This is a genomic window from Streptomyces sp. NPDC104106 (genome assembly GCF_055584345.1).
The window spans coordinates 1-23,919 of record NZ_JBVJMF010000011.1; the positions used below are offsets into that span (position 1 = coordinate 1).

Genomic DNA, 23,919 nt, shown 5'->3' on the forward strand with positions numbered 1-23,919 from the left:
TCGCTTCCTTTGTACTCACCCTCTCGGGCTTTCCTCCGGGCTTCCCTTCGGTGTTTCCGACTCTATCAGATCTTTTCTCGATCCGATTTCCTCGGCGCTTTCCAGGTTCCCGCTCCGCTTTCGCTTCGCGTTTCCCTTTCCGGCGGTTCCGACTCTATCAGATCCTTTCGGTGTCTGACTCCCAGTCAGGGGGCTTGTCCTCCCGGCCGTTGGGCCGTTCCGACGAGTGAGACTTTAGCGGATTCCTTGCTCCCGAGCTAATCGGGGGCCGAGTTCTTTCGAACGCGGATTCCTCATTTCGCAAATGCGCACGCCAAAACAACCGGCGCTACAGCGACGATCAGTGGCGTGGACTTGCGGAATGGCTGTCCGGGGACCGACCGGAGTCGGCGCTCACGTCGGACAACTCGGAGAACAGTACGGATCGAGGTGGGGCGTGTCAACCGGCGGTCGTGGATCACCCCGGAGGCGTACGTCGGCTCCGGGGTGGGGGGTCAGGACCTGCGGGTCCGGCGGTCAGTCCTTCTTGCCGGAGGCGAGTTCGCGGCTGCGGTCGCGGGCGGCTTCGAGGGCGGCGATCAGGGCGGCGCGGACGCCGTGGTTCTCCAGCTCGCGGATGGCGTTGATCGTCGTACCGGCCGGGGAGGTGACGTTCTCGCGCAGCCTGACCGGGTGCTCACCGCTGTCGCGGAGCATCACGGCGGCGCCGATCGCGGACTGGACGATGAGGTCGTGGGCCTTGTCGCGGGGCAGGCCGAGCAGGATGCCGGCGTCGGTCATGGCCTCGACCAGGTAGAAGAAGTAGGCCGGGCCGGAGCCGGACAGGGCGGTGCAGGCGTCCTGCTGGGACTCGGGGACCCGGAGCGTCTTCCCGACGGCGCCGAAGATCTCCTCGGCGTGCGCGACGTGCGCCTCGGTGGCGTGCGTACCGGCGGAGATGACCGACATGGCCTCGTCCACGAGGGCCGGGGTGTTGGTCATGACGCGGACGACCGGGGTGCCCGCGGCCAGGCGTTCCTCGAAGAAGGCGGTGGGGATGCCGGCGGCGCCGCTGATGACCAGGCGGTCGGCGGGGAGGTGCGGGGCCAGCTCGTCCAGGAGGGCGCCCATGTCCTGCGGTTTGACCGTGAGGATCAGGGTGTCGGCGGTCTTGGCGGCCTCGGCGTTGGTGACCGGGGTGACTCCGTGGCGCGTACGGAGTTCTTCGGCGCGTTCCGGGCGGCGGGCCGTGACCAGGAGGTCGGTGGGGGCCCAGCCGGCGCGGATCATTCCGCTGAGCAGGGCTTCGCCGATTTTGCCGGTGCCGAGGACTGCGACTTTCTGGCTCATGGGGGCCAGTCTGGCACCGGGGTGCCGGGCGTGGGGGGTGCTGTCCGGTGGGCGGAACGCGTGGTCAGGGCGTGCGTCGGCGCAGGGTCGCCGCGCCCAGGACGAGGACCAGGAGCGCGCAGCCCGTCACGATCAGGACGTCCCGCACGAAGGTGGCCGTCGTGTCGGTGTGGTGGAGGAGCTGGTTCATGGCGTCGACGGCGTAGGACATGGGGAGGACGTCGGAGACGGCCGTGAGGGCGGGGTGCATGTCGGCGCGCGGGGTGAACAGGCCGCACAGGAGGAGCTGCGGGAAGATCACCGCCGGCATGAACTGGACCGCCTGGAACTCCGAGGCCGCGAAGGCGGAGACGAAGAGGCCGAGGGCCGTGCCGAGCAGGGCGTCGAGCAGGGCCACCAGGAGGAGCAGCCAGGGCGAGCCCAGTACGTCCAGGCCCAGGAACCAGACCGCGAGGCCCGTGGCCAGGGCGGACTGGACGATCGCGAGGGCGCCGAAGGCGAGGGCGTAGCCGGCGATCAGGTCGGCCTTGCCGAGGGGCAGGGAGAGGAGGCGTTCGAGGGTGCCGGAGGTGCGCTCGCGCAGGGTGGCGATGGACGTGACCAGGAACATCGTGATCAGCGGGAAGACCCCGAGCAGGGAGGCGCCGATGGTGTCGAAGGTGCGGGGGCTCGCGTCGAAGACGTAGCGCAGCAGGACCAGCATCAGGCAGGGCACGAGGATCAGCAGCGCGATCGTGCGCGGGTCGTGGCGGAGCTGGCGCAGGACCCGGGTGGCGGTGGCGGTCGTGCGGGAGGCGCTCAGGGCACCGGCGGGCGCGGGCGCGGGGGCCGGTGCGGAGGTCGTGGCGGTCATCGGGAGGACTCCTGGGTGCGGGGTGCGGTGGCGGCCTCGTCGACCAGGCGGAGGAAGGCCGCTTCGACGGTGTCCGTACCGGTGCGGGTGCGCAGGGCGTCCGGGGTGTCGTCGTCGAGGATCTCGCCCTCCCGCATGAGCAGGAGGCGGTCGCAGCGTTCGGCCTCGTCCATGACGTGGGAGGAGACGAGGAGTGTGGTGCCGCGGGTCGTGGTGAGGTCGTGGAAGAGGTCCCACAGGTCGCGGCGCAGGACCGGGTCGAGGCCGACGGTGGGCTCGTCCAGGACGAGGAGTTCGGGGGCGCCGAGCAGGGCCACGGCCAGCGAGACCCGACTGCGCTGGCCGCCGGAGAGGGTGCCCGCGAGGGCGTCGGCGTGACTGGTGAGGTCGACGTCGGTGACGGCTCGGGTGACGTGCTCGTGCCGACGGCCGGCGGCGGCGTGACCGGGGTCGAGGACCGCGGCGAAGTACTCCAGGTTCTGCCGGACGGTCAGGTCGCCGTAGACGGAGGGGGCCTGGGTGACGTAGCCGACGCGGCTGCGCAGGGCGGGGTGTCCGGCCGGGTGGCCGAGGACGTCCAGGGTGCCGGTGACCTTGGCCTGGGTGCCGACGATGGCGCGCATGAGGGTCGACTTGCCGCAGCCGGAGGGGCCGAGCAGGCCGGTGATCCGGCCGCGCGGGACGGTGAAGCCGAGGTGGTGCAGGACCGTGCGCCGGCCGCGGACGACGGTGAGGTCGTCGGCCCGGACCGCTTTATTCATCATGTGATGAATAATTGCCCCGGGCGGGCACCGGCGTCAAGGCCCCTGAAGACGACGTCAAGGGGCCGAGCGGTGCTCGGCCCCTTGACGTGGTCGGGGTGTTCGTCAGGCCTTGGCGGCGACGAGAAGCAGGACGTCGTACGTCTCCTCGACGATCCCGTCGGGGAAGGCCACGAGCAGATGGGCGCGCTCCTCCTCCAGGAAGGCGGTCCTGCGGTCGGCGGGCATCACGAGGAAGTCCGAGTGGCTGCCGATGTTGGCGATGTGGGTGTCGACCGGGACATGCCGGCTCCAGCGGACCTCTCGGCGGACGAAGTCCAGGCGCCCGCTGGGGTCCGCCATGTCGGTGCTTCCCCGGGCGCGGCGTTTCCTGGCCGCGAAGTCCACGCCCAGCAGGCGGCCCCTGCGCTCGGCCGCCTCGGCGATCCAGCCGACGTCGAGGGCGTCGGTGTTCCACCACAGCGCCAGCGCGCCGCCCGGCCGCAGCACGCGCAGGGCCTCCGGCACCGACCGGGCGGTGTCGGTCCAGTGCCAGGCCTGGGCGTAGGTGACGAAGTCGGCGTGGGCGTCGGTGACGGGGAGGGCGTTGCCGCTGCCGCGCACGAGCCGGACGTGCGGCAGTTTGCGGCGGAACTCGGCGGCCATGCCCTCGCCGGGTTCGACGGCGAGCACGTCGGCGCCGCGCTCGTGCAGGAGGGCGGTGGAGATGCCGGTGCCGGCGCCGACGTCCACGACCCTGGCGCCGGTGAGCGGCCGGCCGGCCAGTTCCTCGACGGCGTCGAAGAGGGCGGGCGGGTAGGAGGGACGGTGCGCGGCGTACTGGGCGGCCGCGGCGTTGAAGGAGTGGGCGCGGGCGGCCGGTGAGGTCGGTGAGGGGGGCGTCGGGGTCATACGGCCATGGTGGTCGACCGGGTGGGGCGGACGCGCCGGGTTTTCGGGGGCTCGCCCGTACGTGCTGACGGCCGCCGTACCGTCGCCGCCGGTGGCGGCCGTCCGACGGGACTTCCCTACTTCCGCCGCTTCTTCTTCGACGGGTTGCCGGTGCGGCGGGCGGTGCGGCGCTGGTGGGCCTCGCGGGCCTGGTCGTACTCCTCGCGGTGGAGCTTCTCGCCCGGGGCCTCGGTGAGGGAGCGGAAGAAGTAGGCGAGGAGGGAGCCGACGAAGCCGATGGTGAGCAGGCCGCGCAGGGAGGCCTGGCGCTGGGGATCGGGACGCTTGCCGAAGCCCTCCCAGGTGTTGCGGAAGGCGAGCGCGCTGCAGATCGCGAACATGGCGATGACCAGCACGGTCACGAAGGAGCCGGTGTCGGCGATCCGGACGCCCTCGTAGGCGAAGCGCAGCACCAGACAGGAGGCGGCGGCCGCGGCGAGGGAGCCGACGGCGACGCCGGCGCGGCGGGCCGCGTAGCCGTGGTCGTGGTTCACCCAGGAGGTGCCGAAGAAGCGCAGGGGCTCGGGGCGGGGGCCGCCGCCCTGGCTCGCGCCGTCTGGGGAGCCCGCCGGGGTGTCCGGGGTGCCGGTTTCGTCGCTCTCGTCGCTCACGGCATCGATTATGGCGAACGGCCGCGGTGCCGGACGGGGGCGGGCTCCCGAGCGGGGTCAGCCGCAGCGCGAGGCGATGTAGCCGTCGCTGCCGGTGTGGACGTAGGCGTCGGAGACGTACTGGCCGTTGTCGATGTTGTCCCAGATGTTCGACGTGCCGTACGGGCCCGAGACCGTCGTGCCCGGGGACTGGCAGAAGACCGGGACGCTCACGCCCTCGGGCAGGACGCGCACGATCCCGTAGTCGGTGCCCGGGCCGCTGCGGACGTTCAGGCGGACGCCCGGGGCCACCGGGTACGTGCTGATGGCCGCCTGCGCGGTCACCGACTCGTCGGCGGTGCCGGCCCCGGCCTCTTCGGTGCGGTCAACAGCCATGTGGTTCCTCCCCGTTGCGCCCCATGGTCGCCATGGGTGTCAGTGATCCCCGTGATCGAGCCGCGGTACAGGTGTGCGCGACTCGCGCGCGCAGGCTAGCAAGCCGCCTCTGTCTCGCACGAGTCATCGACTAGGCTCCGTGCGTCGCGCGCGCGGACGAACAGCACGGGGGTGGTCCCATGGCGCCAGGGAGGAACACGGGGACCGGCGCGGAAGCGGACCTTCCCGAGTACGCCGGTCACTACCGCCTGGAGTCCTCTCTGGGGTCGGGCGGCATGGGCGTCGTCCATCTGGCGCGCAGCACCTCCGGGATGAAGCTCGCGGTGAAGGTCGTCCACGCGGAGTTCGCCCGTGACCCCGAGTTCAGGGGCCGGTTCCGGCAGGAGGTGACGGCCGCCCGGCGCGTGAGCGGTGCTTTCACCGCGCCGGTCGTCGACGCCGATCCGGAGGCCGAACGGCCGTGGATGGCGACGCTGTTCATTCCCGGGCCCACCCTGTCCGAGCACGTCAAGCGGAGCGGGCCGATGCCGGCCGCGCAGTTGCGTCGGCTCATGGCGGGGCTCGCCGAGGCCTTGCGCGACATCCACCGGGTGGGGGTCGTGCACCGGGATCTGAAGCCGGGCAACGTGCTGCTGGCCGAGGACGGCCCGAAGGTCATCGACTTCGGCATCTCCCGGCCGAAGGACAGCGAGCTGCGCACCGAGACCGGCAAGCTGATCGGCACGCCGCCCTTCATGGCGCCCGAGCAGTTCCGGCGCCCGCGCGAGGTCGGGCCGGCCGCCGACATCTTCGCGCTCGGCTCGGTGATGGTGCACGCGGCGACCGGGCGCGGGCCGTTCGACTCCGACAGCCCGTACGTCGTCGCCTATCAGGTGGTGCACCACGAGCCCGATCTGTCCGGGGTGCCGGAGAGTCTCGCGCCGCTCGTGCTGCGCTGCCTGGCCAAGGAGCCCGAGGACCGTCCGACGCCGGACGAGTTGATGCGGGAACTGCGGTCGGTGGCGGCCTCGTACGACACGCAGGCCTTCATACCGGCGCAGCGTACGGGCGATGCGGCGCAGGGCCGCGGTGACGCGGGGCACGGTACGGGCGACGGGGCGCCGCGTACGGCCGGCCCCGCGGGTGTCGGCGGGGCGTCGGCCGGGCGGTGGGCGAGGCGATGGGCCGGGCGGTCGGGTGACCGGTCAGGTGACCCGGCAGGTGACCGGTCGGGTGACCCGTCGGGTGATCCGTCGGGTGATCCGATGAGTGACCGGTCGGGTATGTGGTCGGCCGGGCGGGCCGAGGCCCGGGAGCAGCCCGAGTCGACAGCCGGGGGGCGAGCCGGAGCCGGGAGGCGGACCGGGCCGATGGTGGGGAGGCAGACCGGGGCCCGGGGGCGGCCCGGGACGGCGGACAGGAGCCGGACCAGGGCCGGGGGGCGACCCGAGCCGGCGGGCGGGAGGCGGGTCGGCGGGAAGGTGGCCGTGGGGGCCGGGGCGGTGGGGCTCGTCGTGGCCGCGGCCGTCGCGTCGGTCCAGCTGATCGGGGGCGGTGGGCCGGTGCCGGCGGGCACGGGCCCGCGCACCACGGCGGCGGCGTTCGCCTCCTGGCAGGCCAGACCGGTGCCCGAGGCGTCGGGGATGCCGCAGTGCGCGTACGGCGCGGGGACGGTGTTCTGCGCCCGGACCGGTGCCGCCTTCGCCCTCTCCCCCGGCGACGGCAAGCTCCTGTGGCACCGTTCCGTTCCCGCCGTGCCCGCGTGCGGACCGCCGGTTCCGGTGGGCTCCCTCGTGCAGTTCTGCGCGGACGGCGGCGCGCTGCTCACGGCACGCGACCCGCGCTCCGGCGCCGAGGTGTGGCAGCGGCGGCTGCCGCGCGGCACGACGGTCCGCCACGCCGGCGGCACGGCCCTGCTCACGGCCCCCGACGGCACGGTCACCGGCGTGGACGGCGGGTCGGGCCGGTCGAAGTGGCACCGGCGCCTTCCCGGCTACAGCACGCCGGCCCTGACCTCGTTCGCCGGGGACCCGCTGGCGTACGCGACGACCTCGTCGCCGGACGGGGCGCACACGCATGTGGCCGCCGTCGATCCGGACACGGGCGCGGTGCGCTGGGAGGCGTCGCTGGACGGGACGCTGAACCCCGTCGGCAGCCAGGGCGGATCCCTGTTCTTCCTGTCCGTCGACGGGACCTCGGCCACGGACGCCGTGGTCCGCTACACCCCGGCCGCGAAGGCGACGCGCCGGGTGGCCCTTGCGGTGCCGCGTCTGTCGCCGCAGGCCGCCGTGCACGGCGGCACCGTGTACCTGCTGGCCGCGGGAGGCTCGCTGGAAGCGGTCGATGTGGACGCCGGCCGGCGGCTGTGGCACCTGGAGACGTCCGTCAGCCGCGGCTCGGCGCCGGTCTCCGACGGCCGGCACGTCTGCTTCACCGCGGCCGACGGGCGGCTGCTCGCCGTCGACGCGCGGGCCGGCCGCCTCGTCGGGCAGACTCCGGCCCGGCTCGGCGCCGACGCGGGCACGGTCACCGCCGACCTGCCCGCACCCCTGGTCGTCGACGGCCGGATCTACGCCGCCGCCCCCGACGGGACGGTCTTCGGCGTGGCCGCGCGCAATCCCGCCGACTGGTGACACGGCAGGGGGCCGCCCCGACGGGAAGCGGCCCCCGATGTACCTGCGGGCTCAGCCCAGCTTGGTCACGTCGCGCACGGCGCCCCTGTCCGCGCTGGTCGCCATCGCCGCGTAGGCGCGCAGGGCGGCGGAGACCTTGCGGTCGCGGTTCTTCGGGGCGTACACCCCGTCCAGCGCCTGCTCACGGCGGGCCAGCTCGGCCTCGTCGACCAGCAGCTCGATCGTGCGGTTCGGGATGTCGATGCGGATGCGGTCGCCGTCCTGGACGAGGGCGATCGTGCCGCCGGAGGCCGCCTCGGGCGAGGCGTGACCGATGGACAGGCCCGAGGTGCCGCCGGAGAAGCGGCCGTCGGTGATCAGGGCGCAGGTCTTGCCGAGGCCTCGGCCCTTCAGGTACGAGGTCGGGTAGAGCATCTCCTGCATGCCGGGGCCGCCCTTGGGGCCCTCGTAGCGGATGACGACGACGTCGCCGTCCTTGACCTCGTGGGTGAGGATCCGCTGGACGGCCTCCTCCTGCGACTCGCAGACGACGGCCGGGCCCTCGAAGGTCCAGATCGACTCGTCCACGCCGGCCGTCTTCACCACGCAGCCGTCGACCGCGAGGTTGCCCTTGAGGACCGCGAGGCCTCCGTCCCTGGAGTACGCGTGCTCGGCGGAGCGGATGCAGCCGCCCTCGGCGTCGTCGTCCAGGGACTCCCAGCGCTCGGACTGCGAGAAGGCCTCGGCGGAGCGGACGCAGCCGGGGGCCGCGTGCCACAGCTCGACCGCCTCCGGGGACGGGGAGCCGCCGCGGACGTCCCAGGTCTTCAGCCAGTCCGCCAGGGACGGGCTGTGGACCGCGTGCACGTCCTCGTTGAGCAGGCCCGCGCGGTGCAGTTCGCCGAGCAGGGCGGGGATGCCGCCGGCGCGGTGCACGTCCTCCATGTAGTACGTGCGGTTCTTGGCGACGTTGGGCGCGACCTTCGCCAGGCACGGCACGCGGCGCGAGACCGCGTCGATCTGCTCCAGGCCGAACGGGACGCCCGCCTCCTGGGCGGCGGCCAGCAGGTGCAGGATCGTGTTGGTGGAGCCGCCCATCGCGATGTCCAGGGCCATGGCGTTCTCGAAGGCCTGGAAGGTGGCGATGTTCAGGGGCAGGACCGAGTCGTCGTCCTGCTCGTAGTAGCGGCGGGTGAGGTCCATGACCGTGCGGGCCGCGTCCTCGTAGAGGCGGCGGCGGGCGGTGTGGGTGGCGAGGACCGAGCCGTTGCCTGGCAGGGAGAGGCCGATGGCCTCGGTCAGGCAGTTCATCGAGTTGGCGGTGAACATGCCGGAACAGCTGCCGCAGGTCGGGCAGGCGTTCTCCTCGATGCGGAGGATGTCCTCGTCCGAGATCTTCTCGTTCACGGCGTCGGAGATCGCGTCGACCAGGTCGAGGGTGCGGACCGTTCCGTCGACCAGCGTGGCGCGGCCGGACTCCATCGGGCCGCCGGAGACGAAGACCGTCGGGATGTTGAGGCGCAGCGCGGCCATCAGCATGCCCGGGGTGATCTTGTCGCAGTTGGAGATGCAGACCAGGGCGTCGGCGCAGTGGGCCTCCACCATGTACTCGACGCTGTCGGCGATCAGGTCGCGGGAGGGCAGCGAGTAGAGCATCCCGCCGTGCCCCATGGCGATGCCGTCGTCCACGGCGATCGTGTTGAACTCGCGCGGGATGCCGCCCGCCTCCTTGATCGCCTCGCTGACGATCCGGCCGACCGGCTGGAGGTGGGTGTGGCCCGGCACGAACTCGGTGAAGGAGTTCGCGACCGCGATGATCGGCTTCCGGCCGATGTCCGCACCGGGTACACCGGAGGCACGCATCAGGGCGCGGGCGCCCGCCATGTTGCGGCCGTGGGTGACTGTGCGGGACCTCAGCTCGGGCATCGTCGCTCGCTCCTTCGAAGACCTACGAAGACCTACCGCCAGAGAGTTCTGGCACTACGCCCGAGCGTACGCCGCTGCTCCAAGGACTGGACACGGTTGTCCGGAATACGGGACGCGCGTATCACCGGTCCGTGAGGTGGTGCTGTACGACGGGGGCGACGCGGGCGACGATCTGGTCCAGGTCGGCGGACGCCAGCGGCTCCAGCTTGATCACGTAACGCATCATCAGCACGCCGACCAGCTGGGCGGCCGCCAGCTCGGCGCGCAGTTCCGCGTCCGGCAGCTCCACCTGGGCGGCGATCCGGCGCAGCAGCTGGGAGGCGATCAGGCGGCGGAAGACGGCGGCGGCGGTGTCGTTGTTGACGGCCGAGCGGAGGATCGCGAGCAGCGGCGTGCGGGTCGTGGGGTTCTCCCAGACGCCGAGGACGAAGCGGGCCAGCCGCTCCCCCGTCCCGTCCGGCGGGCCGGCGGCCACCTCGGCGGAGGCGTTCAGCGCGGGCGCGAAGACCACCGCGACGGCCGCCTCGAAGACCTGTTCCTTGGTGCCGAAGTAGTGGTGCACGAGCGCGGAGTCGACCCCGGCCGCCTTGGCGATGCCGCGGACGGAGGTCTTGTCGTAGCCGCGCTCGGAGAACTCCTCGCGGGCCGCGGTCAGGATGCGGTCGCGGGTGCCGGCGGATTCCGTGCGCGGCGGCCGGCCCCGTCTGCGGACGCTGCGCTCGCCGGCCGCCGGCGGCGTGGGCTCGGACTCGGAGCCGTTCATCGCCGGGGCACCCGTACCGCCGCGGCCAGGTGCTTGCGGGTGAAGGCCAGGGCCTCGGCGAGGTCGGCCTCGCGCTCGGCGCTCGACATCGCCCGCCGGGTGTTGACCTCGATCACGACATGGCCGTCGAATCCGGACAGGACCAGATGCTCCAGCAGCTCGGCGCAGGGCTGGGTGCCGCGGCCGGGCACCAGGTGCTCGTCCTTGGCGGAGCCGCGGCCGTCGGCGAGGTGCACGTGACCGAGGCGGTCGCCCATGCGGCCGGCCATCTCCAGGGCGTCGGTGCGGGCCGTGGCCGCGTGGCTGAGGTCGATCGTGAAGTGCCGGTAGTCGTGCTGGGTGACGTCCCAGTCGGGGGCGTACGCCAGCATCTCGCGGTCGCGGTAGCGCCACGGGTACATGTTCTCGACCGCGAACCGTACGTCCGTCTCGTTCGCCATCCGCCAGATCCCGTCGACGAAGTCGCGCGCGTACTGCCGCTGCCAGCGGAAGGGCGGGTGGACGACGACGGTGGAGGCACCCAGCTTCTCGGCGGCCGCCTGGGCCCGCTGGAGCTTCATCCAGGGGTCCGTCGACCAGACCCGCTGGGTGATCAGCAGACAGGGGGCGTGGACGGCCAGGATCGGGATGCCGTGGTAGTCCGACAGGCGGCGCAGCGCCTCCAGGTCCTGGCTGACCGGATCGGTCCACACCATGACCTCGACGCCGTCGTATCCGAGGCGCGCGGCGGTCTCGAAGGCCGTCGCCGTCGACTCCGGGTAGACGGAGGCTGTCGACAGCGCGACGGGGACGTCCCTGGGTTCGGCCACGGATGCCACCTTAAGGGGTTGAGTGGCTCGGGCGTGGGGTGCCTGTTCGCCGTTGTGACCTTCGCCATTTGCGGGTGCGGGTCCGTGGTGCGTACGCGCGGCCACGCGGCGCGGCCGCCCGTCGATACGGACCTCCGCCCTCCGGAGCGCTAGGCCGAACCCATGTGATCGAGGCGCCGCAGGATGACGCCCTCCCGCAGCGCCCACGGGCAGACCTCCAGGCTCTCCACCCCGAACAGATCCATCGCGCCCTCGGCCACCAGGGCGCCCGCCAGCAGCTGGCCGGCCCTGCCCTCCGAGACTCCGGGCAGCTCACCGCGCTGCGCCTCGGTCATGCCGGCCAGGCGCGGGACCCAGGCCTCCAGGGACTCGCGCTTGAGTTCGCGCTGGACGTAGAGGCCGTCGGCGCTGCGGGCGGCGCCCGCGATGCGGGCGAGCTGCTTGAAGGTCTTGGACGTGGCGACGACGTGGTCGGGGGTGCCGAGGCGGCTGAACTCGCCGACCGTGCGCGCGATCTCCGTACGGACGTGGCGGCGCAGGGCGCGGACGTCCTCGGGGTCGGGCGGGTCGCCGGGCAGCCAGCCCGCCGTGAGCCGGCCGGCGCCGAGCGGCAGCGAGACGGCGGCGTCCGGCTCCTCGTCCATGCCGTAGGCGATCTCCAGGGAGCCGCCGCCGATGTCCAGGACCAGCAGCTTGCCGGCGGACCAGCCGAACCAGCGGCGCACGGCGAGGAAGGTGAGGCGGGCCTCCTCCTCGCCGCTGAGGACCTGGAGCCGTACGCCGGTCTCGTCGGCCACGCGCGCGAGGACGTCGTCGGCGTTGCTCGCCTCCCGGACGGCGGAGGTGGCGAACGGCAGCAGGTCCTCGACGCCCTTGTCCTCGGCGGCCTGGAGCGCGTCCTGGACGACGTCGACCAGCTTGTGTATGCCGTCGTCGCCGACGGCGCCGCTGTCGTCGAGGAGTTGGGCGAGCCGGAGTTCGGCCTTGTGCGAATGCGCGGGCAGCGGGCGCGCGCCGGGGTGGGCGTCCACCACCAGCAGATGCACCGTGTTCGAACCCACGTCCAGGACACCGAGTCTCATGTACGGAACGCTACTGCCAGATCGCCGGTCCACGGTCCCCGGAGCGGTCCTCGGCCACTTACCCTGGACCTGTGCCAAAGACGAAAAAGGCGAAGGCCGGCAAGGCGGACACATCGCATAGGACCGCCACGTCCTCCAAGGGGTCGAAGATGAGCGACGAGAAGGGGCTCGACTTCGCGCGCGCCTGGGTGGAGTTTCCCGATCCCGCGGACGACGAGCAGGTCTTCCGCTGTGATCTGACATGGCTGACCTCTCGCTGGAACTGTGTCTTCGGCAGCGGCTGCCAGGGCATCCAGGCGGGCCGCGCGGACGACGGGTGCTGCTCGCTGGGCGCGCACTTCTCGGACGAGGACGACGAGAAGCGGGTCGCGGAGCACGTGGCGAGGCTGACCCCGGAGATCTGGCAGCACCACGACGAGGGCGTGCGGGGCGGCTGGGTGTCGAAGGACGAGGAGGGCTCCCGGCAGACGCGGCCCTTCCAGGGCTCCTGCATCTTCCAGAACCGGCCGGGGTTCGCGGGCGGCGCGGGCTGCTCGCTGCACATCCTCGCCCTGAAGGAGGGCCGGGAGCCGCTGGAGACCAAGCCGGACGTGTGCTGGCAGCTGCCGATCCGGCGGACGTACGACTGGATCGACCGCCCCGACGACACACGGGTCCTGCAGGTCTCCATCGGTGAGTACGACCGCCGGGGCTGGGGGCCGGGCGGCCACGACCTGCACTGGTGGTGTACGTCGGCGACGTCGGCGCACGGCGCGGGCGAGCCGGTGTACGTCTCCTACCGGGCCGAGCTGACGGAACTGATGGGCAAGGCGGGGTACGACCGTCTGGTCGAGCTGTGCGAGGCGCGCCTGGCGTCCCAGCTGCCCCTGGTCGCCCCCCACCCCGCCGACCCGGCGCCGTAGCACCGCCTCTCGCCTGTCGCCCCGCTCCCTAGCCGCCCGACGGGCTCGGCGTACCGCTGCCGGACGGGGTCGGGGTCGGTGTCGGGGATGCCGGAGGAGTCGGGCCCGTCGGGGTCGGGCTGCTCGGTGGGCCGGAGGGTGGGGTGGCGGGCGGGGTCGCGGGGGGTGTGGCCGGCGGGGTCGGCGTCGCGGGGGAGGACGGCGGGGGTGCGGGGGAGGTCGGGCGGGTCGGGGCCGTGCCGTAACCGTCGATCGTGACCACCGCGCCGGCCGGGGAGATCGCCACCTGTGCGTGCCAGGGGCCGGAGGGCTCGCGCAGATGGTCGACGTACACCTTGATCGTCAACGTGTCGCCGGGGGCGAGGGTTCCCGAGGACCGGCTGAGGTAGAGCCAGCCGGCGGCGGTGGACGCGGACCAGCGCACCGGGGCCGACGCCGTCGCGGCGAGGGTGATCAGCGTGGTGTCGCCGTCGTTGGCGGCGCTGACCTCCAGTTGCCCGGCGCCCTTCCGGCCCGCTCCGGCGACGCCGACGACCTGCACCGCGACGTCCGCCTTGCCGTTCCCGCCGACGCGGACAGCGGGCTTCGCGCTGGCGTTCCCCGCGTTCTCGTAGCCGCTGTCCCGGTCGTCGGCGAGGGCGTCGGGGCCCTGCGCCTCGCGCGCGGAGGCCGAGCGGCCGTCGCCGTCCGCCGTGGGAGCGCCCCGGTACGCGGCCCACAGGGCCAGGACGGGGGCGGCGACGACGGTGGCGACGACCGTCGTCGTCACCGCACGCGCGCGGAGCCGGTCGCGGCGGGCCGCGCGGTCCTTGGGGTCCATCGGGAAGCCGCGCCGGTCGAAGCGGGGCACGGCGGCGCCACGCGCGCGTGGAGGATGGGCGAGAGCCAGGTGCAGGGCCGCGCGGGGTGCCTCCAGGACGGGCAGTTCGGCGGGCGTGACGGTGGTGCCGGGCCAGCGGCCGGAGGCGGCCCGCTCGGCGGTGCGGCGGCAGCGCGGGCAGTCGTCGACGTGCCGGACCAGTTCGCGGCGCAGCGCGGTGCTCAGGACCAGCCCGCCGTCCCCGGTGAGGTGGGCCACGCTCGGGCAGCCGCCGGTCTCGACCACGGCCAGGGCCGCGCGGGTGCGCTCGACCTCGCAGGCGGCGGAGGCGAGCAGTTCGCGCGCGGTGGCGGTCTCCATGCCGAGGACGGCGGCGACCTCGTGGGCGGCGAGGTGGTGGCGGACGGCGAGTTCCAGCGCCTCGCGCTGCTCCGGGGTGGTCCCGGCCGCCTCCGGCCAGGCCAGCAGGGCGAGTTCACGGCGCCGCCGCTCCTGGACGTCCGGGGCGCAGGCCGCGTCGGGTGCCTGCCGCCGTGCCGGGCCGTGGTCCTCGCCCGCCGCCGTCCCCTCCGCTCTCGGCGCCGCCGGGCGGCCCGCCGCGTGCGTGGCCTGACGTTTCTGCTTGGCCTCGGCCAGCCCGCGCAGGCACGCCCAGCGGGCCAGCGCGTACAGCCAGACCCTGCGCTCGGCGGCGGCCTCCGGGACGCGGTGAGCGCGCCGCTCGGCGAGGGCGAGGACGTCACGGAGGGCGGTGGTGGCCGCGTCGTGGTCGCACAGCACCGACAGGCAGTAGGTGAACAGCCCGTCCAGATAGGGCTCGTAGCGCGCCGGCATCCGGTGGGCGAGGGTGCGCGCGGCGGCGCGGTCACGCGCCTCCCGCTCCTTGCGCGCCTCGCGTGCTTCGCCCGCCGCGCGGTGGGCCCGGTGCGAGCCGGTGGTGCGGGTCGTGGTCTCCGGGCTGCTCCTCATCACCCGTGCGACCGTAGGCGGCCGCGGAGCGCGCCTTCTCGCGCCTTGAGCAGTTTTAATCCGTACGGGTGAAACGATCCCTCATAAGGGGACAGGAACCCTTTGTTCCGCGACCCGGACCCGATGGGCGGTGGCCGATGCCGGTTCACCTGCACAGCCCGCGGGGACCGGTTGTCAGTGGCGGGGGCTACGGTTTCCGCATGGCTGCCCGTACCAAGACCATCAAGGACCGCCCGTCCTACCGCTGCACCGAGTGCGGCTGGCAGACGGCCAAGTGGCTCGGCCGCTGCCCCGAGTGCCAGGCGTGGGGCACGGTCGAGGAGTACGGCGCGCCCGCGGTCCGTACGACGGCACCGGGCCGGGTCACCACCTCCGCGCTGCCCATCGGCCAGGTCGACGGCCGCCAGGCCACCGCCCGCACGACCGGCGTGCCCGAACTGGACCGGGTGCTCGGCGGCGGTCTCGTGCCCGGCGCGGTCGTGCTGCTCGCGGGCGAGCCCGGGGTCGGCAAGTCCACCCTGCTGCTGGACGTGGCTGCCAAGTCCGCGAGCGCCGAGCACCGCACCCTGTATGTCACCGGCGAGGAGTCGGCGAGCCAGGTGCGGCTGCGCGCGGACCGCATCGGCGCGCTCCACGACGACCTGTATCTGGCCGCCGAGACCGATCTGTCCGCCGTCCTCGGGCACTTGGACGAGGTCAAGCCGTCCCTGCTGGTCCTGGACTCGGTGCAGACGGTGGCCTCCCCTCAGATCGAGGGCGCGCCCGGCGGCATGGCGCAGGTGCGGGAGGTCGCGGGCGCCCTCATCCGCGCCTCGAAGGAGCGGGGCATGTCCACGCTCCTCGTCGGCCACGTCACGAAGGACGGCGCGATCGCCGGTCCGCGTCTCCTGGAGCACCTGGTGGACGTCGTCCTGCACTTCGAGGGCGACCGGCACGCGCGCCTGCGCCTGGTGCGCGGGGTGAAGAACCGCTACGGCGCCACGGACGAGGTCGGCTGCTTCGAGCTGCACGACGAGGGCATCACCGGCCTCGCCGACCCCAGCGGCCTCTTCCTGACCCGGCGGGACGAGCCGGTGCCGGGCACCTGCCTGACGGTCACGCTGGAGGGCCGCCGCCCGCTGGTGGCCGAGGTGCAGGCGCTGACCGTCGACTCCCAGATCCCCTCCCCGCGCCGGACGACCTCGGGCCTGGAGACGTCCCGCGTGTCGATGATGCTGGCGGTGCTGGAGCAGCGCGGCCGGATCAGCGCGCTCGGCAAGCGGGACATCTACTCCGCGACGGTGGGCGGCGTGAAGCTGTCCGAGCCGGCCGCCGACCTCGCCATCGCCCTCGCCCTCGCCTCCGCCGCCAGCGACACCCCGCTGCCGCAGAACCTGGTGGCCATCGGCGAGGTGGGCCTCGCGGGCGAGGTGAGACGGGTCACGGGCGTGCAGCGCCGGCTCGCCGAGGCGCACCGGCTGGGTTTCACCCACGCGCTCGTGCCGACCGATCCGGGCAAGGTGCCGTCCGGTATGAAGGTCCTGGAAGTCGCGGACATGGGGGACGCGCTGCGGGTCCTGCCCCGCTCCCGTCGCCGAGAGGCCCCACGGGAGGCGGAGGAGCGCCGGTAGACTTTGCGCAGGTCTCGCCCGTCCGTACGAACCGTGTGCGGGTGCGGGGGCGCGTCAGAACCTGCGACCGGAGGAGTGCAGTGGCAGCCAACGACCGGGCAGCAGCTCCCGGAAAGTCCGGTGGGAGTGCCGGTTCCGATGGCCTGATGCGCGCCTCGCTGAGCGCCGTGGCTCCCGGTACGGCTCTGCGTGACGGCCTGGAGCGCGTGCTGCGCGGCAACACCGGCGGCCTGATCGTCCTCGGCTCGGACAAGACGGTCGAGGCGATGTGCACGGGCGGCTTCGTGCTGGACGTGGAGTTCACCGCGACCCGGCTGCGGGAGCTGTGCAAGCTGGACGGCGGCATCGTGCTGTCGTCCGACCTGTCGAAGATCCTTCGCGCGGGTGTGCAGTTCGTGCCGGACGCGACCATCCCCACGGAGGAGACGGGCACGCGGCACCGTACGGCGGACCGGGTCAGCAAGCAGGTCGGCTTCCCCGTCGTGTCCGTCTCGCAGTCGATGCGCCTGATCGCCCTCTACGTCGACGGCCAGCGCCGCGTCCTGGAGGACTCCGCCGCGATCCTGTCCCGCGCGAACCAGGCGCTGGCCACGCTGGAGCGCTACAAGCTCCGCCTGGACGAGGTGGCCGGCACGCTGTCGGCGCTGGAGATCGAGGATTTGGTGACGGTCCGGGACGTCTCCGCCGTCGCGCAGCGGCTGGAGATGGTCCGCCGCATCGCCACCGAGATCGCCGAGTACGTGGTCGAGCTGGGCACCGACGGCCGTCTCCTCGCCCTCCAGCTGGAGGAGTTGATCGCGGGCGTCGAGCCGGACCGTGAGCTGGTCGTCCGGGACTACGTCCCGGAGCCGACGGCGAAGCGCTCCCGCACGGTCGAGGAGGCGCTGTCCGAGCTGGACGCGCTGAGCCACGCGGAGCTGCTCGAAATGGGCACGGTGGCGCGTGCGCTGGGCTACACCGGGTCCCCCGAGACGCTGGACTCGGCCGTGTCCCCGCGCGGCTTCCGGCTGCTGGCCAAGGTCCCGCGCCTGCCGGGCGCGATCATCGACCGCTTGGTGGAGCACTTCGGCGGCCTGCAGAAACTGCTCGCCGCCAGCGTCGACGACCTCCAGACCGTGGACGGCGTCGGTGAGGCCAGGGCCCGCAGCGTGCGGGAGGGCCTGTCGCGGCTGGCGGAGTCCTCGATCCTGGAGCGGTACGTCTGAGCCGCCCGCCGGCGCGGACGGAGCGGGGCCCCGCGCCTCTCTTCGGGGCGCCGCGGGTGCCCTCAGCGGTTCGGCGACGTCCGGCGCAGTTCGGCAGCGTCCCGAAGGGGCGCGGGGCCGTGCCGACAGGCGGCTGTGCCGCGTGGGCGCGACCGGCCACGGCGGACCCGCGGCCGACCGACGGCACAGCGCGGCGCTGCCTGCGGAGCGCTCAGTCCGCCGACAGCACGAACGAAGCCTTCAGCGTCCCGAACCCCGGCGTCCTCGCCTCCAGCAGATACGTATCCGCCTTCGCCGAGCCCGCCGCAGGCGTCCCGCACTGCGGTGCGCTCGGCTTGCGGTCCCACTTCACCGTGTACGTGATGCTCCGGCCCGCCGGCACCCGGAACGCGAGGTTCGCCGCGCCCTGGGGGCAGTCGGCCGAGGACCAGTAGGCGTTGCTGCCGCTGGACGGCGTGATGGTCAACACCGCGTGCTTCGGCCCGAGATCGACCTTGCAGTCGGCCGAGGAGCTGTTCTTCGCGGTGAGTTCGAACGTCGGCGTCTGGTCCGGCGAGTAGCTGTTGCGCAGGCTCTTCAGGCCCAACGCCACTGTGGAGGAGGTGCAGTCGGGCAGTGGGGAGGACGCCGGGAGCGCGTCGCCCGCGACGACCGTACCGCCACCGGCCGTACCCGAGGACGAGCCGCCGCCGGAGCCCGGGGAACCGGAGCCACCGGAGGAGCCCGAGGATCCGTCACCCGAACCGGAGCCGGCGCTCCCCGAGGAATCCCCGCCGCCCGACTCGTCGCGGCCGCCGGGGTGTTGGCTGATGGCGGGCCCGGAGGAGGAGGGGCCCGGCGTGATGGTGGGCGCGGGATTCTTGCCGTTGGACGCGTCGCTGCTCTTCTTGCCGCCTCCGCCGCCGGAGGTGACGATCCAGGTGATCAGCAGCGCCAACACGGCGACCACGGCCAGCAGTACGGCCCTCCTTCGCCAGTAGATGGAGGAGGGAAGCGGCCCGACCGGATTGCGCAGAGATCCCACGGCCCAAACCTTACGAGAGATCGGCGCGCTGTCCTGCGTCACCCGCCGCGCCGACGACAACTTTTCCGGATCATCATTCCGGCAACTGCCCCGACTCCCAGGGTTCTTCGCCCTTCGCCACGCTCGGTGACCGCGCGGTCACCCACCCTGCCCGGTGAGGCGTGGCAGGATCGGAAGGCCATGACTGAGAAGCTCCACGCCCCCGTGATCGCCTGGTTCGACGCTCATGCCCGCGACCTCCCCTGGCGCCGCCCGGAGGCGGGCCCGTGGGGTGTGATGGTCAGCGAGTTCATGCTCCAGCAGACTCCCGTCAACCGGGTGCTGCCCGTCTACGAGGAGTGGCTGGCCCGCTGGCCGCGCCCCGCCGACCTCGCCAAGGAGGCGCCGGGCGAGGCGGTGCGCGCATGGGGCCGGCTCGGCTATCCGCGCCGGGCGCTGCGACTGCACGGCGCCGCCGTCGCCATAACGGAGCGGCACGGCGGGGACGTACCCACGGACCACGCTCAGTTGCTGGCGCTGCCCGGGATCGGCGAGTACACGGCCGCGGCCGTCGCCTCCTTCGCGTACGGCCAGCGGCACGCGGTGCTGGACACGAACGTGCGCCGGGTGCTGGCGCGGGCCGTGACGGGCGTGCAGTACCCGCCGAACGCGACGACGGCCGCCGAGCGCAGGCTCGCCCGGGAGCTGCTGCCGCAGGACGAGCGGACGGCGGCGCGCTGGGCCGCCGCCTCCATGGAGCTGGGCGCGCTGGTGTGCACGGCGAAGAACGAGGGGTGCGGGCGGTGCCCGATCGCCGCGCAGTGCGCGTGGCGGCTCGCGGGCAAGCCGGAGCACGCGGGGCCGCCGCGGCGCGGGCAGACGTACGCGGGCACGGACCGCCAGGTGCGCGGCAAGCTGCTGGCGGTGCTGCGCGAGGCGCACGCGCCGGTCTCGCAGGAGGTGCTGGACCGGGTGTGGCACGAGCCGGTGCAGCGCGCCCGCGCGCTCGACGGGCTCGTCACCGACGGTCTGGTGGAGCCGCTCGCGGACGGTCTGTATCGGCTGCCGCTCAGCTGACGGACAGCCAAGTCACAGGAACCTCCGCGCCGCTACCGAGCCACAACTCCTACAAAGCACCCCATAAAGGGACATAACAACCGCCCCCTTTACCCCGGACCTACTTCCGTTACACAACCGACGGATAGCCGATTGCTGGCCGAAGGCTGGCCCGCACAGCGCCGTGACAACCACTGCCTAACTTCTCTTCTGTGCCCGGCAGACCACCGGACACGTACACGGGGAACGCAGGACGCAGGACTTCAGGCATGAGCCGGAGTGAACGGGGAACGGAGGCGGTTGATCATGGCGCAGGGCGAGGTGCTCGAATTCGAGGAGTACGTCCGCAGTCGGCAGGACGCGCTGCTGCGCAGCGCCCGCCGACTGGTCCCGGACCCGGTCGACGCCCAGGACCTGCTGCAGACCGCGCTGGTGCGCACGTACGGCCGCTGGGAGGGCATCGCCGACAAGCGGCTCGCCGACGCCTACCTGCGCCGCGTCATGATCAACACCCGGACCGAGTGGTGGCGGGCGCGCAAACTGGAGGAGGTCCCCACCGAGCAGTTGCCGGACGCGTCCGTGGACGACTCCACCGAGCAGCACGCCGACCGGGCCCTGCTGATGGACGTCATGAAGGTGCTCGCACCGAAGCAGCGCAGTGTCGTCGTGCTGCGACACTGGGAACAGATGTCCACGGAGGAGACGGCCGCCGCCCTCGGCATGTCGGCCGGTACGGTCAAGAGCACGCTGCACCGGGCGCTCGCCCGGCTCCGCGAGGAGCTGGAGGCCCGCGATCTGGACGCACGCGCGCTGGAGCGTGAGGAGCGGGAGCGTTGCGCGGCCTGACAGGGCCCGGGTCCGACGGGGCCCAAGGCGGTACGCAGGCGGTGATCACGGTGGGGTCCGTGCTCGCCGCCCTCGGCCTTTTGGTCGCCGCGTGCGGCACGGGCGGCACGGGCGCCCGGGACGAGGGCCCGGCACACGCCTCCGCGGTGGCGGGGGCCGTCGCCTCGCCGTCGCCGAGCCCGTCCCGCCCGTACAAGAAGGTGGACGCGGTCACGCTGCTCCGGCAGGACCCCGCGGTCTCGACGACCGTCAAGCAGGAGCTGAAGCCGTGCAGCGGCGACGAGTACCCGGTCGACGTCACCTACGGCCGGCTCACCGGCGGTACGGTGGACGACGTCATCGTCAATGTGCTGACCTGCGCCGACGCGGTCGGGATCGGGTCGTACGTGTACCGCGACGAGGGCGGGTCGTACAAGAATGTCTTCAAGGCCGAGGAATCGCCGGTTTACGCGGAGATCGACCAGGGCCTGCTGACCGTCACCAAGCAGGTCTACAAGAAGAGCGATCCGATCTCCAGTCCGTCCGGCGAGGATGTGATCACCTACGACTGGACCGCGGGCCGCTTCGTCGGACGGCCGCCGGTCCACACGGACTACGGCAAGACCGGCTCGGGCGAGGACGCGACGCCCGCGCCGGACAACTGACGACCACGACCACCGAGCGACCACGAGGACTGAGAGCACCGGGATGGCAGACCAGACCCACGTCCTGTTCGTCGAGGACGACGACGTCATCCGCGAGGCCACCCAGCTCGCCCTGGAGCGGGACGGCTTCGCCGTCACCGCCATGCCCGACGGCCTGTCCGGCCTGGAGGCGTTCCGGGCGGACCGTCCCGACATCGCGCTGCTCGACGTCATGGTGCCGGGCCTGGACGGCGTCAGCCTGTGCCGGCGCATCCGCGACGAGTCGACCGTGCCGGTGATCATGCTGTCCGCGCGCGCCGACTCCATCGACGTCGTCCTCGGTCTGGAGGCGGGCGCCGACGACTACGTGACCAAGCCGTTCGACGGTGCCGTGCTCGTCGCCCGGATCCGGGCGGTGCTGCGCCGCTTCGGGCACGCGGGCGGCGGCGCGCACGCCGACGGGCCCGCGGAGGAGGTCTCCGGCGGCGTGCTCACCTTCGGCGACCTGGAGATCGACACCGAGGGCATGGAGGTGCGCCGGGCCGGGCAGCCGGTGGCGCTCACGCCGACCGAGATGCGGCTGCTGCTGGAGTTCTCCTCGGCGCCGGGCACCGTACTCTCCCGTGACAAGCTGCTGGAGCGCGTGTGGGACTACGGCTGGGGCGGTGACACCCGGGTCGTCGACGTGCACGTACAGCGGCTGCGTCAGAAGATCGGCCAGGACCGCATCGAGACGGTCCGCGGCTTCGGCTACAAGCTGAAGGCCTGAGCGAGGCGCGCATGAGGGGGTTCCTCCGCCGGCCGATGCTGCTCATGGAGCAGGCGAACCTGCGCACCGGGCTGAGATGGAAGCTCAGCGCGGCCATCGCCCTGGTGGCCGGGCTCGTGGCGATCATGCTGAGTCTGGTCGTGCACAACGCGGCCCGGGTGTCGATGCTGGACAACGCGCGTCAGCTGGCCAACGACCGCGTCCAGATCGCCCAGCGCAACTACGAGCTGAACCGCCGCCCCAACTTCCCCAACATCAAGCTCGACGACCCCCGACTGCCCGACGCCCTGCGCGAGAAGCTCGAACAGGGCCGGATGGTCAGCGACGTCTCCGACCACGGCGGCATCGCGGACATCTGGGCGGCCGTGCCGGTCAAGGACGGGCACGTGCTGTCGTACCACAGCCACCTGCCGGGCCCCTCGGCCGAGATGCTGAACGAACTCGACCAGGCGCTGGTCATCGGCTCCGTCTCGGTCGTGCTGGGCGGCAGCGCGCTCGGCGTGCTGATCGGCGGCCAGCTCTCCCGCCGACTGCGCAAGGCGGCGGTCGCCGCGAACCGGGTCGCCAAGGGCGAGACCGAGGTGCGGGTGCGCGAGGAGATTGGCGGGGTCGTACGGGACGAGACCGACGATCTCGCACGCGCGGTGGACGCCATGGCGGAGGCGCTGCAGCAGCGCCTGGAGGCGGAGCGCAGGGTCACCGCCGACATCGCCCACGAACTGCGCACCCCGGTGACCGGCCTGCTCACGGCCGCCGAACTCCTGCCCCCCGGCCGCCCCACGGAACTGGTCCTGGACCGGGCGAAGGCGATGCGCACGCTGGTCGAGGACGTCCTGGAGGTCGCCCGGCTCGACGGCGCCTCGGAGCGGGCCGAGCTGCAGGACATCATGCTCGGCGAGTTCGTCTCCCGGCGCGTGGCGGCCAAGGACCCGGACATCGCCGTACGGGTGGTGCACGAGTCGGAGGTCACCACCGACCCGCGCCGCCTGGAGCGCGTGCTGTTCAACCTCCTCGCCAACGCCGCCCGGCACGGCCGCCCGCCGGTCGAGGTGACCGTCGAGGGCCGCGTCATCCGGATAAGGGACCACGGCCCCGGCTTTCCCGAGGAACTCCTCGCGGAGGGCCCGAGCCGCTTCCGCACGGGCAGCAAGGACCGCGCCGGCCAGGGCCACGGCCTCGGTCTGACGATCGCGGCCGGCCAGGCCCGCGTCCTCGGCGCCCGTCTCACCTTCCGCAACATCCGCCCCGCCGGCTCCCCGCCCCACCTCCCGGCCGAGGGCGCTGTAGCGGTCCTGTGGCTCCCGGAGCACGCGCCGACGGCGACGGGCAGCTATCCTCTGCTGCCGTTGTCGGGGGGCACGTCCTGAGGGGCGGGGCTGTTCCGACGGCGCTCAGCGCAGCAGATCGTCGGCGAACCTCACCGCCGTGTCCCCGTCCAACGGCCCGTGCCCCAGCAGAAACCGGTACCAGAAGAACCCGTAGAACTGGTCCACCAGCAGATCCACATCCCTGCCGGCGTCCAACTCCCCCCGCGCACGCCCCCGTTCGAGCACGTGCCGCACCGCGTCCCGCCGCGCCTGCGTGAACGTCCGCATCAGCTCGGCCAGATGCGCGTCGCGCGCCGCCTCCCGGACGAGGCTCCGCAGGGCCGGCCCGGTCGGCGTCCGCTGGGACGCCTCGAACGTGGCGACGGCCAGCGCCCGTAGGTCCCCGCGCAGGCTCCCGGTGTCCGGCGCGGGCACGTCCTGGGCGGCGCGGTCGGTCAGCGCGTCCAGCAGGACGGCACCCTTCGACGGCCACCACCGGTAGAGGGTCTGCTTTCCCACGCCCGCCGCCCGCGCGATCGTCTCCACGCTCACCGGCGCGCCGTCGGCGTGGGCGAGCAGGTCCAGCGCGGCATCGAGGATCGCCCGCCGCGCGGCCTCGTTGCGGCGCCGTCCGGTGTGCGGGCGGGGTTCGTTGCTGTCGTGCACGGACCCATCCTCTCCGACTCGGCGCATCCAGCCTTGACGAGACTAGCGGTCTCGGCAATTCTCTAACGAGACCGACGTTCTCGGCAAAGGGCCCGGAACCCGGTGGACCTCGG

General features: G+C 73.0%; 22 protein-coding genes. 9 read left to right on the top strand and 13 right to left on the bottom strand.

Annotated elements, in window-relative coordinates; translation table 11 throughout:
* Positions 1–516: 516 nt before the first annotated feature.
* The 6 genes from proC to ACZ60X_RS24880 form a co-directional block, all read right to left on the bottom strand.
* Positions 517–1,329 (bottom strand): pyrroline-5-carboxylate reductase, encoded by an 813-nt coding sequence (gene proC / locus ACZ60X_RS24855; RefSeq protein ID WP_469602405.1) that lies wholly within the window; start codon positions 1,327–1,329, stop codon positions 517–519.
* 64 nt (positions 1,330–1,393) lie between these two features.
* A complete protein-coding gene (locus ACZ60X_RS24860) occupies positions 1,394–2,182 on the bottom strand; it encodes an ABC transporter permease (RefSeq protein WP_469602407.1) in 789 nt (262 codons plus the stop codon).
* On the bottom strand, positions 2,179–2,946 hold the full coding sequence (locus tag ACZ60X_RS24865) for an ABC transporter ATP-binding protein (protein WP_469602411.1): 768 nt from the start codon (positions 2,944–2,946) through the stop codon (positions 2,179–2,181). The genes ACZ60X_RS24860 and ACZ60X_RS24865 overlap by 4 nt, the downstream gene beginning before the upstream one ends.
* 102 nt (positions 2,947–3,048) lie before the next feature.
* Positions 3,049–3,834 (bottom strand): class I SAM-dependent methyltransferase, encoded by a 786-nt coding sequence (locus tag ACZ60X_RS24870; protein WP_469602413.1) that lies wholly within the window; start codon positions 3,832–3,834, stop codon positions 3,049–3,051.
* Between the two features lie 116 nt (positions 3,835–3,950).
* The gene (locus tag ACZ60X_RS24875; RefSeq protein ID WP_469602416.1) at positions 3,951–4,484 is read right to left on the bottom strand and encodes an EamA/RhaT family transporter; all 534 of its coding nucleotides are present in this window, start codon (positions 4,482–4,484) and stop codon (positions 3,951–3,953) included.
* Positions 4,485–4,541: 57 nt separating this feature from the next.
* A complete protein-coding gene (locus ACZ60X_RS24880) occupies positions 4,542–4,859 on the bottom strand; it encodes an SH3 domain-containing protein (RefSeq protein WP_469602418.1) in 318 nt (105 codons plus the stop codon).
* Positions 4,860–5,038: 179 nt separating this feature from the next.
* Between ACZ60X_RS24880 and ACZ60X_RS24885 the strand changes: the two genes are divergently transcribed.
* Entirely contained in the window at positions 5,039–7,471 is a 2,433-nt protein-coding gene (locus ACZ60X_RS24885; RefSeq protein WP_469602421.1) for a serine/threonine-protein kinase, read from the top strand.
* Between the two features lie 51 nt (positions 7,472–7,522).
* Here the strand turns inward: ACZ60X_RS24885 and ilvD are convergent, their stop codons facing one another.
* From ilvD to ACZ60X_RS24905, 4 genes are all read right to left on the bottom strand, one after another.
* Positions 7,523–9,376, bottom strand: a complete 1,854-nt coding sequence (gene ilvD, locus ACZ60X_RS24890; RefSeq protein WP_469602423.1) for a dihydroxy-acid dehydratase — start codon at positions 9,374–9,376, stop codon at positions 7,523–7,525.
* Positions 9,377–9,497: 121 nt separating this feature from the next.
* Entirely contained in the window at positions 9,498–10,139 is a 642-nt protein-coding gene (locus ACZ60X_RS24895; RefSeq protein ID WP_469602426.1) for a TetR/AcrR family transcriptional regulator, read from the bottom strand.
* Entirely contained in the window at positions 10,136–10,948 is an 813-nt protein-coding gene (locus ACZ60X_RS24900; RefSeq protein ID WP_469602428.1) for a sugar phosphate isomerase/epimerase family protein, read from the bottom strand. The genes ACZ60X_RS24895 and ACZ60X_RS24900 overlap by 4 nt, the downstream gene beginning before the upstream one ends.
* Before the next feature lie 149 nt (positions 10,949–11,097).
* On the bottom strand, positions 11,098–12,030 hold the full coding sequence (locus ACZ60X_RS24905; RefSeq protein WP_469602430.1) for a Ppx/GppA family phosphatase: 933 nt from the start codon (positions 12,028–12,030) through the stop codon (positions 11,098–11,100).
* 71 nt (positions 12,031–12,101) lie between these two features.
* On the opposite strand from ACZ60X_RS24905, the gene ACZ60X_RS24910 reads away from it, so the two are divergent.
* On the top strand, positions 12,102–12,932 hold the full coding sequence (locus ACZ60X_RS24910) for a DUF3109 family protein (protein ID WP_469602433.1): 831 nt from the start codon (positions 12,102–12,104) through the stop codon (positions 12,930–12,932).
* 28 nt (positions 12,933–12,960) lie between these two features.
* Here the strand turns inward: ACZ60X_RS24910 and ACZ60X_RS24915 are convergent, their stop codons facing one another.
* Complete coding sequence (locus tag ACZ60X_RS24915; RefSeq protein ID WP_469602436.1) at positions 12,961–14,724, bottom strand: BACON domain-containing protein; 1,764 nt, start codon at positions 14,722–14,724, stop codon at positions 12,961–12,963.
* A gap of 197 nt (positions 14,725–14,921) precedes the next feature.
* Here ACZ60X_RS24915 and radA point away from each other — a divergent pair, with 197 nt between their 5' ends.
* Positions 14,922–16,331: a DNA repair protein RadA gene (gene radA / locus ACZ60X_RS24920; protein WP_469602439.1), complete on the top strand. Its 1,410-nt coding sequence runs from the start codon at positions 14,922–14,924 to the stop codon at positions 16,329–16,331.
* Positions 16,332–16,411: 80 nt separating this feature from the next.
* Positions 16,412–17,536, top strand: coding sequence for a DNA integrity scanning diadenylate cyclase DisA (gene disA, locus ACZ60X_RS24925; protein WP_469602442.1), 1,125 nt, complete (start codon positions 16,412–16,414; stop codon positions 17,534–17,536).
* A 211-nt stretch (positions 17,537–17,747) separates the two neighbouring features.
* On the opposite strand, the gene ACZ60X_RS24930 is transcribed toward disA, so the two are convergent.
* Entirely contained in the window at positions 17,748–18,560 is an 813-nt protein-coding gene (locus ACZ60X_RS24930) for a hypothetical protein (RefSeq protein ID WP_469602444.1), read from the bottom strand.
* 180 nt (positions 18,561–18,740) lie between these two features.
* Here ACZ60X_RS24930 and ACZ60X_RS24935 point away from each other — a divergent pair, with 180 nt between their 5' ends.
* The 5 genes from ACZ60X_RS24935 to cseC all read left to right on the top strand — a co-directional run bounded on the left by ACZ60X_RS24935 (position 18,741) and on the right by cseC (position 23,200).
* The gene (locus tag ACZ60X_RS24935; protein WP_469602447.1) at positions 18,741–19,616 is read left to right on the top strand and encodes an HhH-GPD family protein; all 876 of its coding nucleotides are present in this window, start codon (positions 18,741–18,743) and stop codon (positions 19,614–19,616) included.
* Positions 19,617–19,901: 285 nt separating this feature from the next.
* A complete protein-coding gene (locus ACZ60X_RS24940; protein ID WP_158923421.1) occupies positions 19,902–20,441 on the top strand; it encodes a SigE family RNA polymerase sigma factor in 540 nt (179 codons plus the stop codon).
* A gap of 41 nt (positions 20,442–20,482) precedes the next feature.
* Complete coding sequence (locus tag ACZ60X_RS24945; protein WP_469602450.1) at positions 20,483–21,085, top strand: hypothetical protein; 603 nt, start codon at positions 20,483–20,485, stop codon at positions 21,083–21,085.
* A 43-nt stretch (positions 21,086–21,128) separates the two neighbouring features.
* Entirely contained in the window at positions 21,129–21,833 is a 705-nt protein-coding gene (gene cseB / locus ACZ60X_RS24950) for a two-component system response regulator CseB (RefSeq protein WP_469602453.1), read from the top strand.
* Positions 21,834–21,844: 11 nt separating this feature from the next.
* Positions 21,845–23,200 carry a two-component system sensor histidine kinase CseC gene (cseC, locus tag ACZ60X_RS24955; protein WP_469602456.1) on the top strand — a complete coding sequence of 452 codons (1,356 nt, stop codon included), beginning with the start codon at positions 21,845–21,847 and terminating at the stop codon, positions 23,198–23,200.
* Positions 23,201–23,224: 24 nt separating this feature from the next.
* Here cseC and ACZ60X_RS24960 read toward each other — a convergent pair whose 3' ends face one another.
* Entirely contained in the window at positions 23,225–23,806 is a 582-nt protein-coding gene (locus ACZ60X_RS24960) for a TetR/AcrR family transcriptional regulator (RefSeq protein ID WP_469602459.1), read from the bottom strand.
* Between the last annotated feature and the right edge of the window lie 113 nt (positions 23,807–23,919).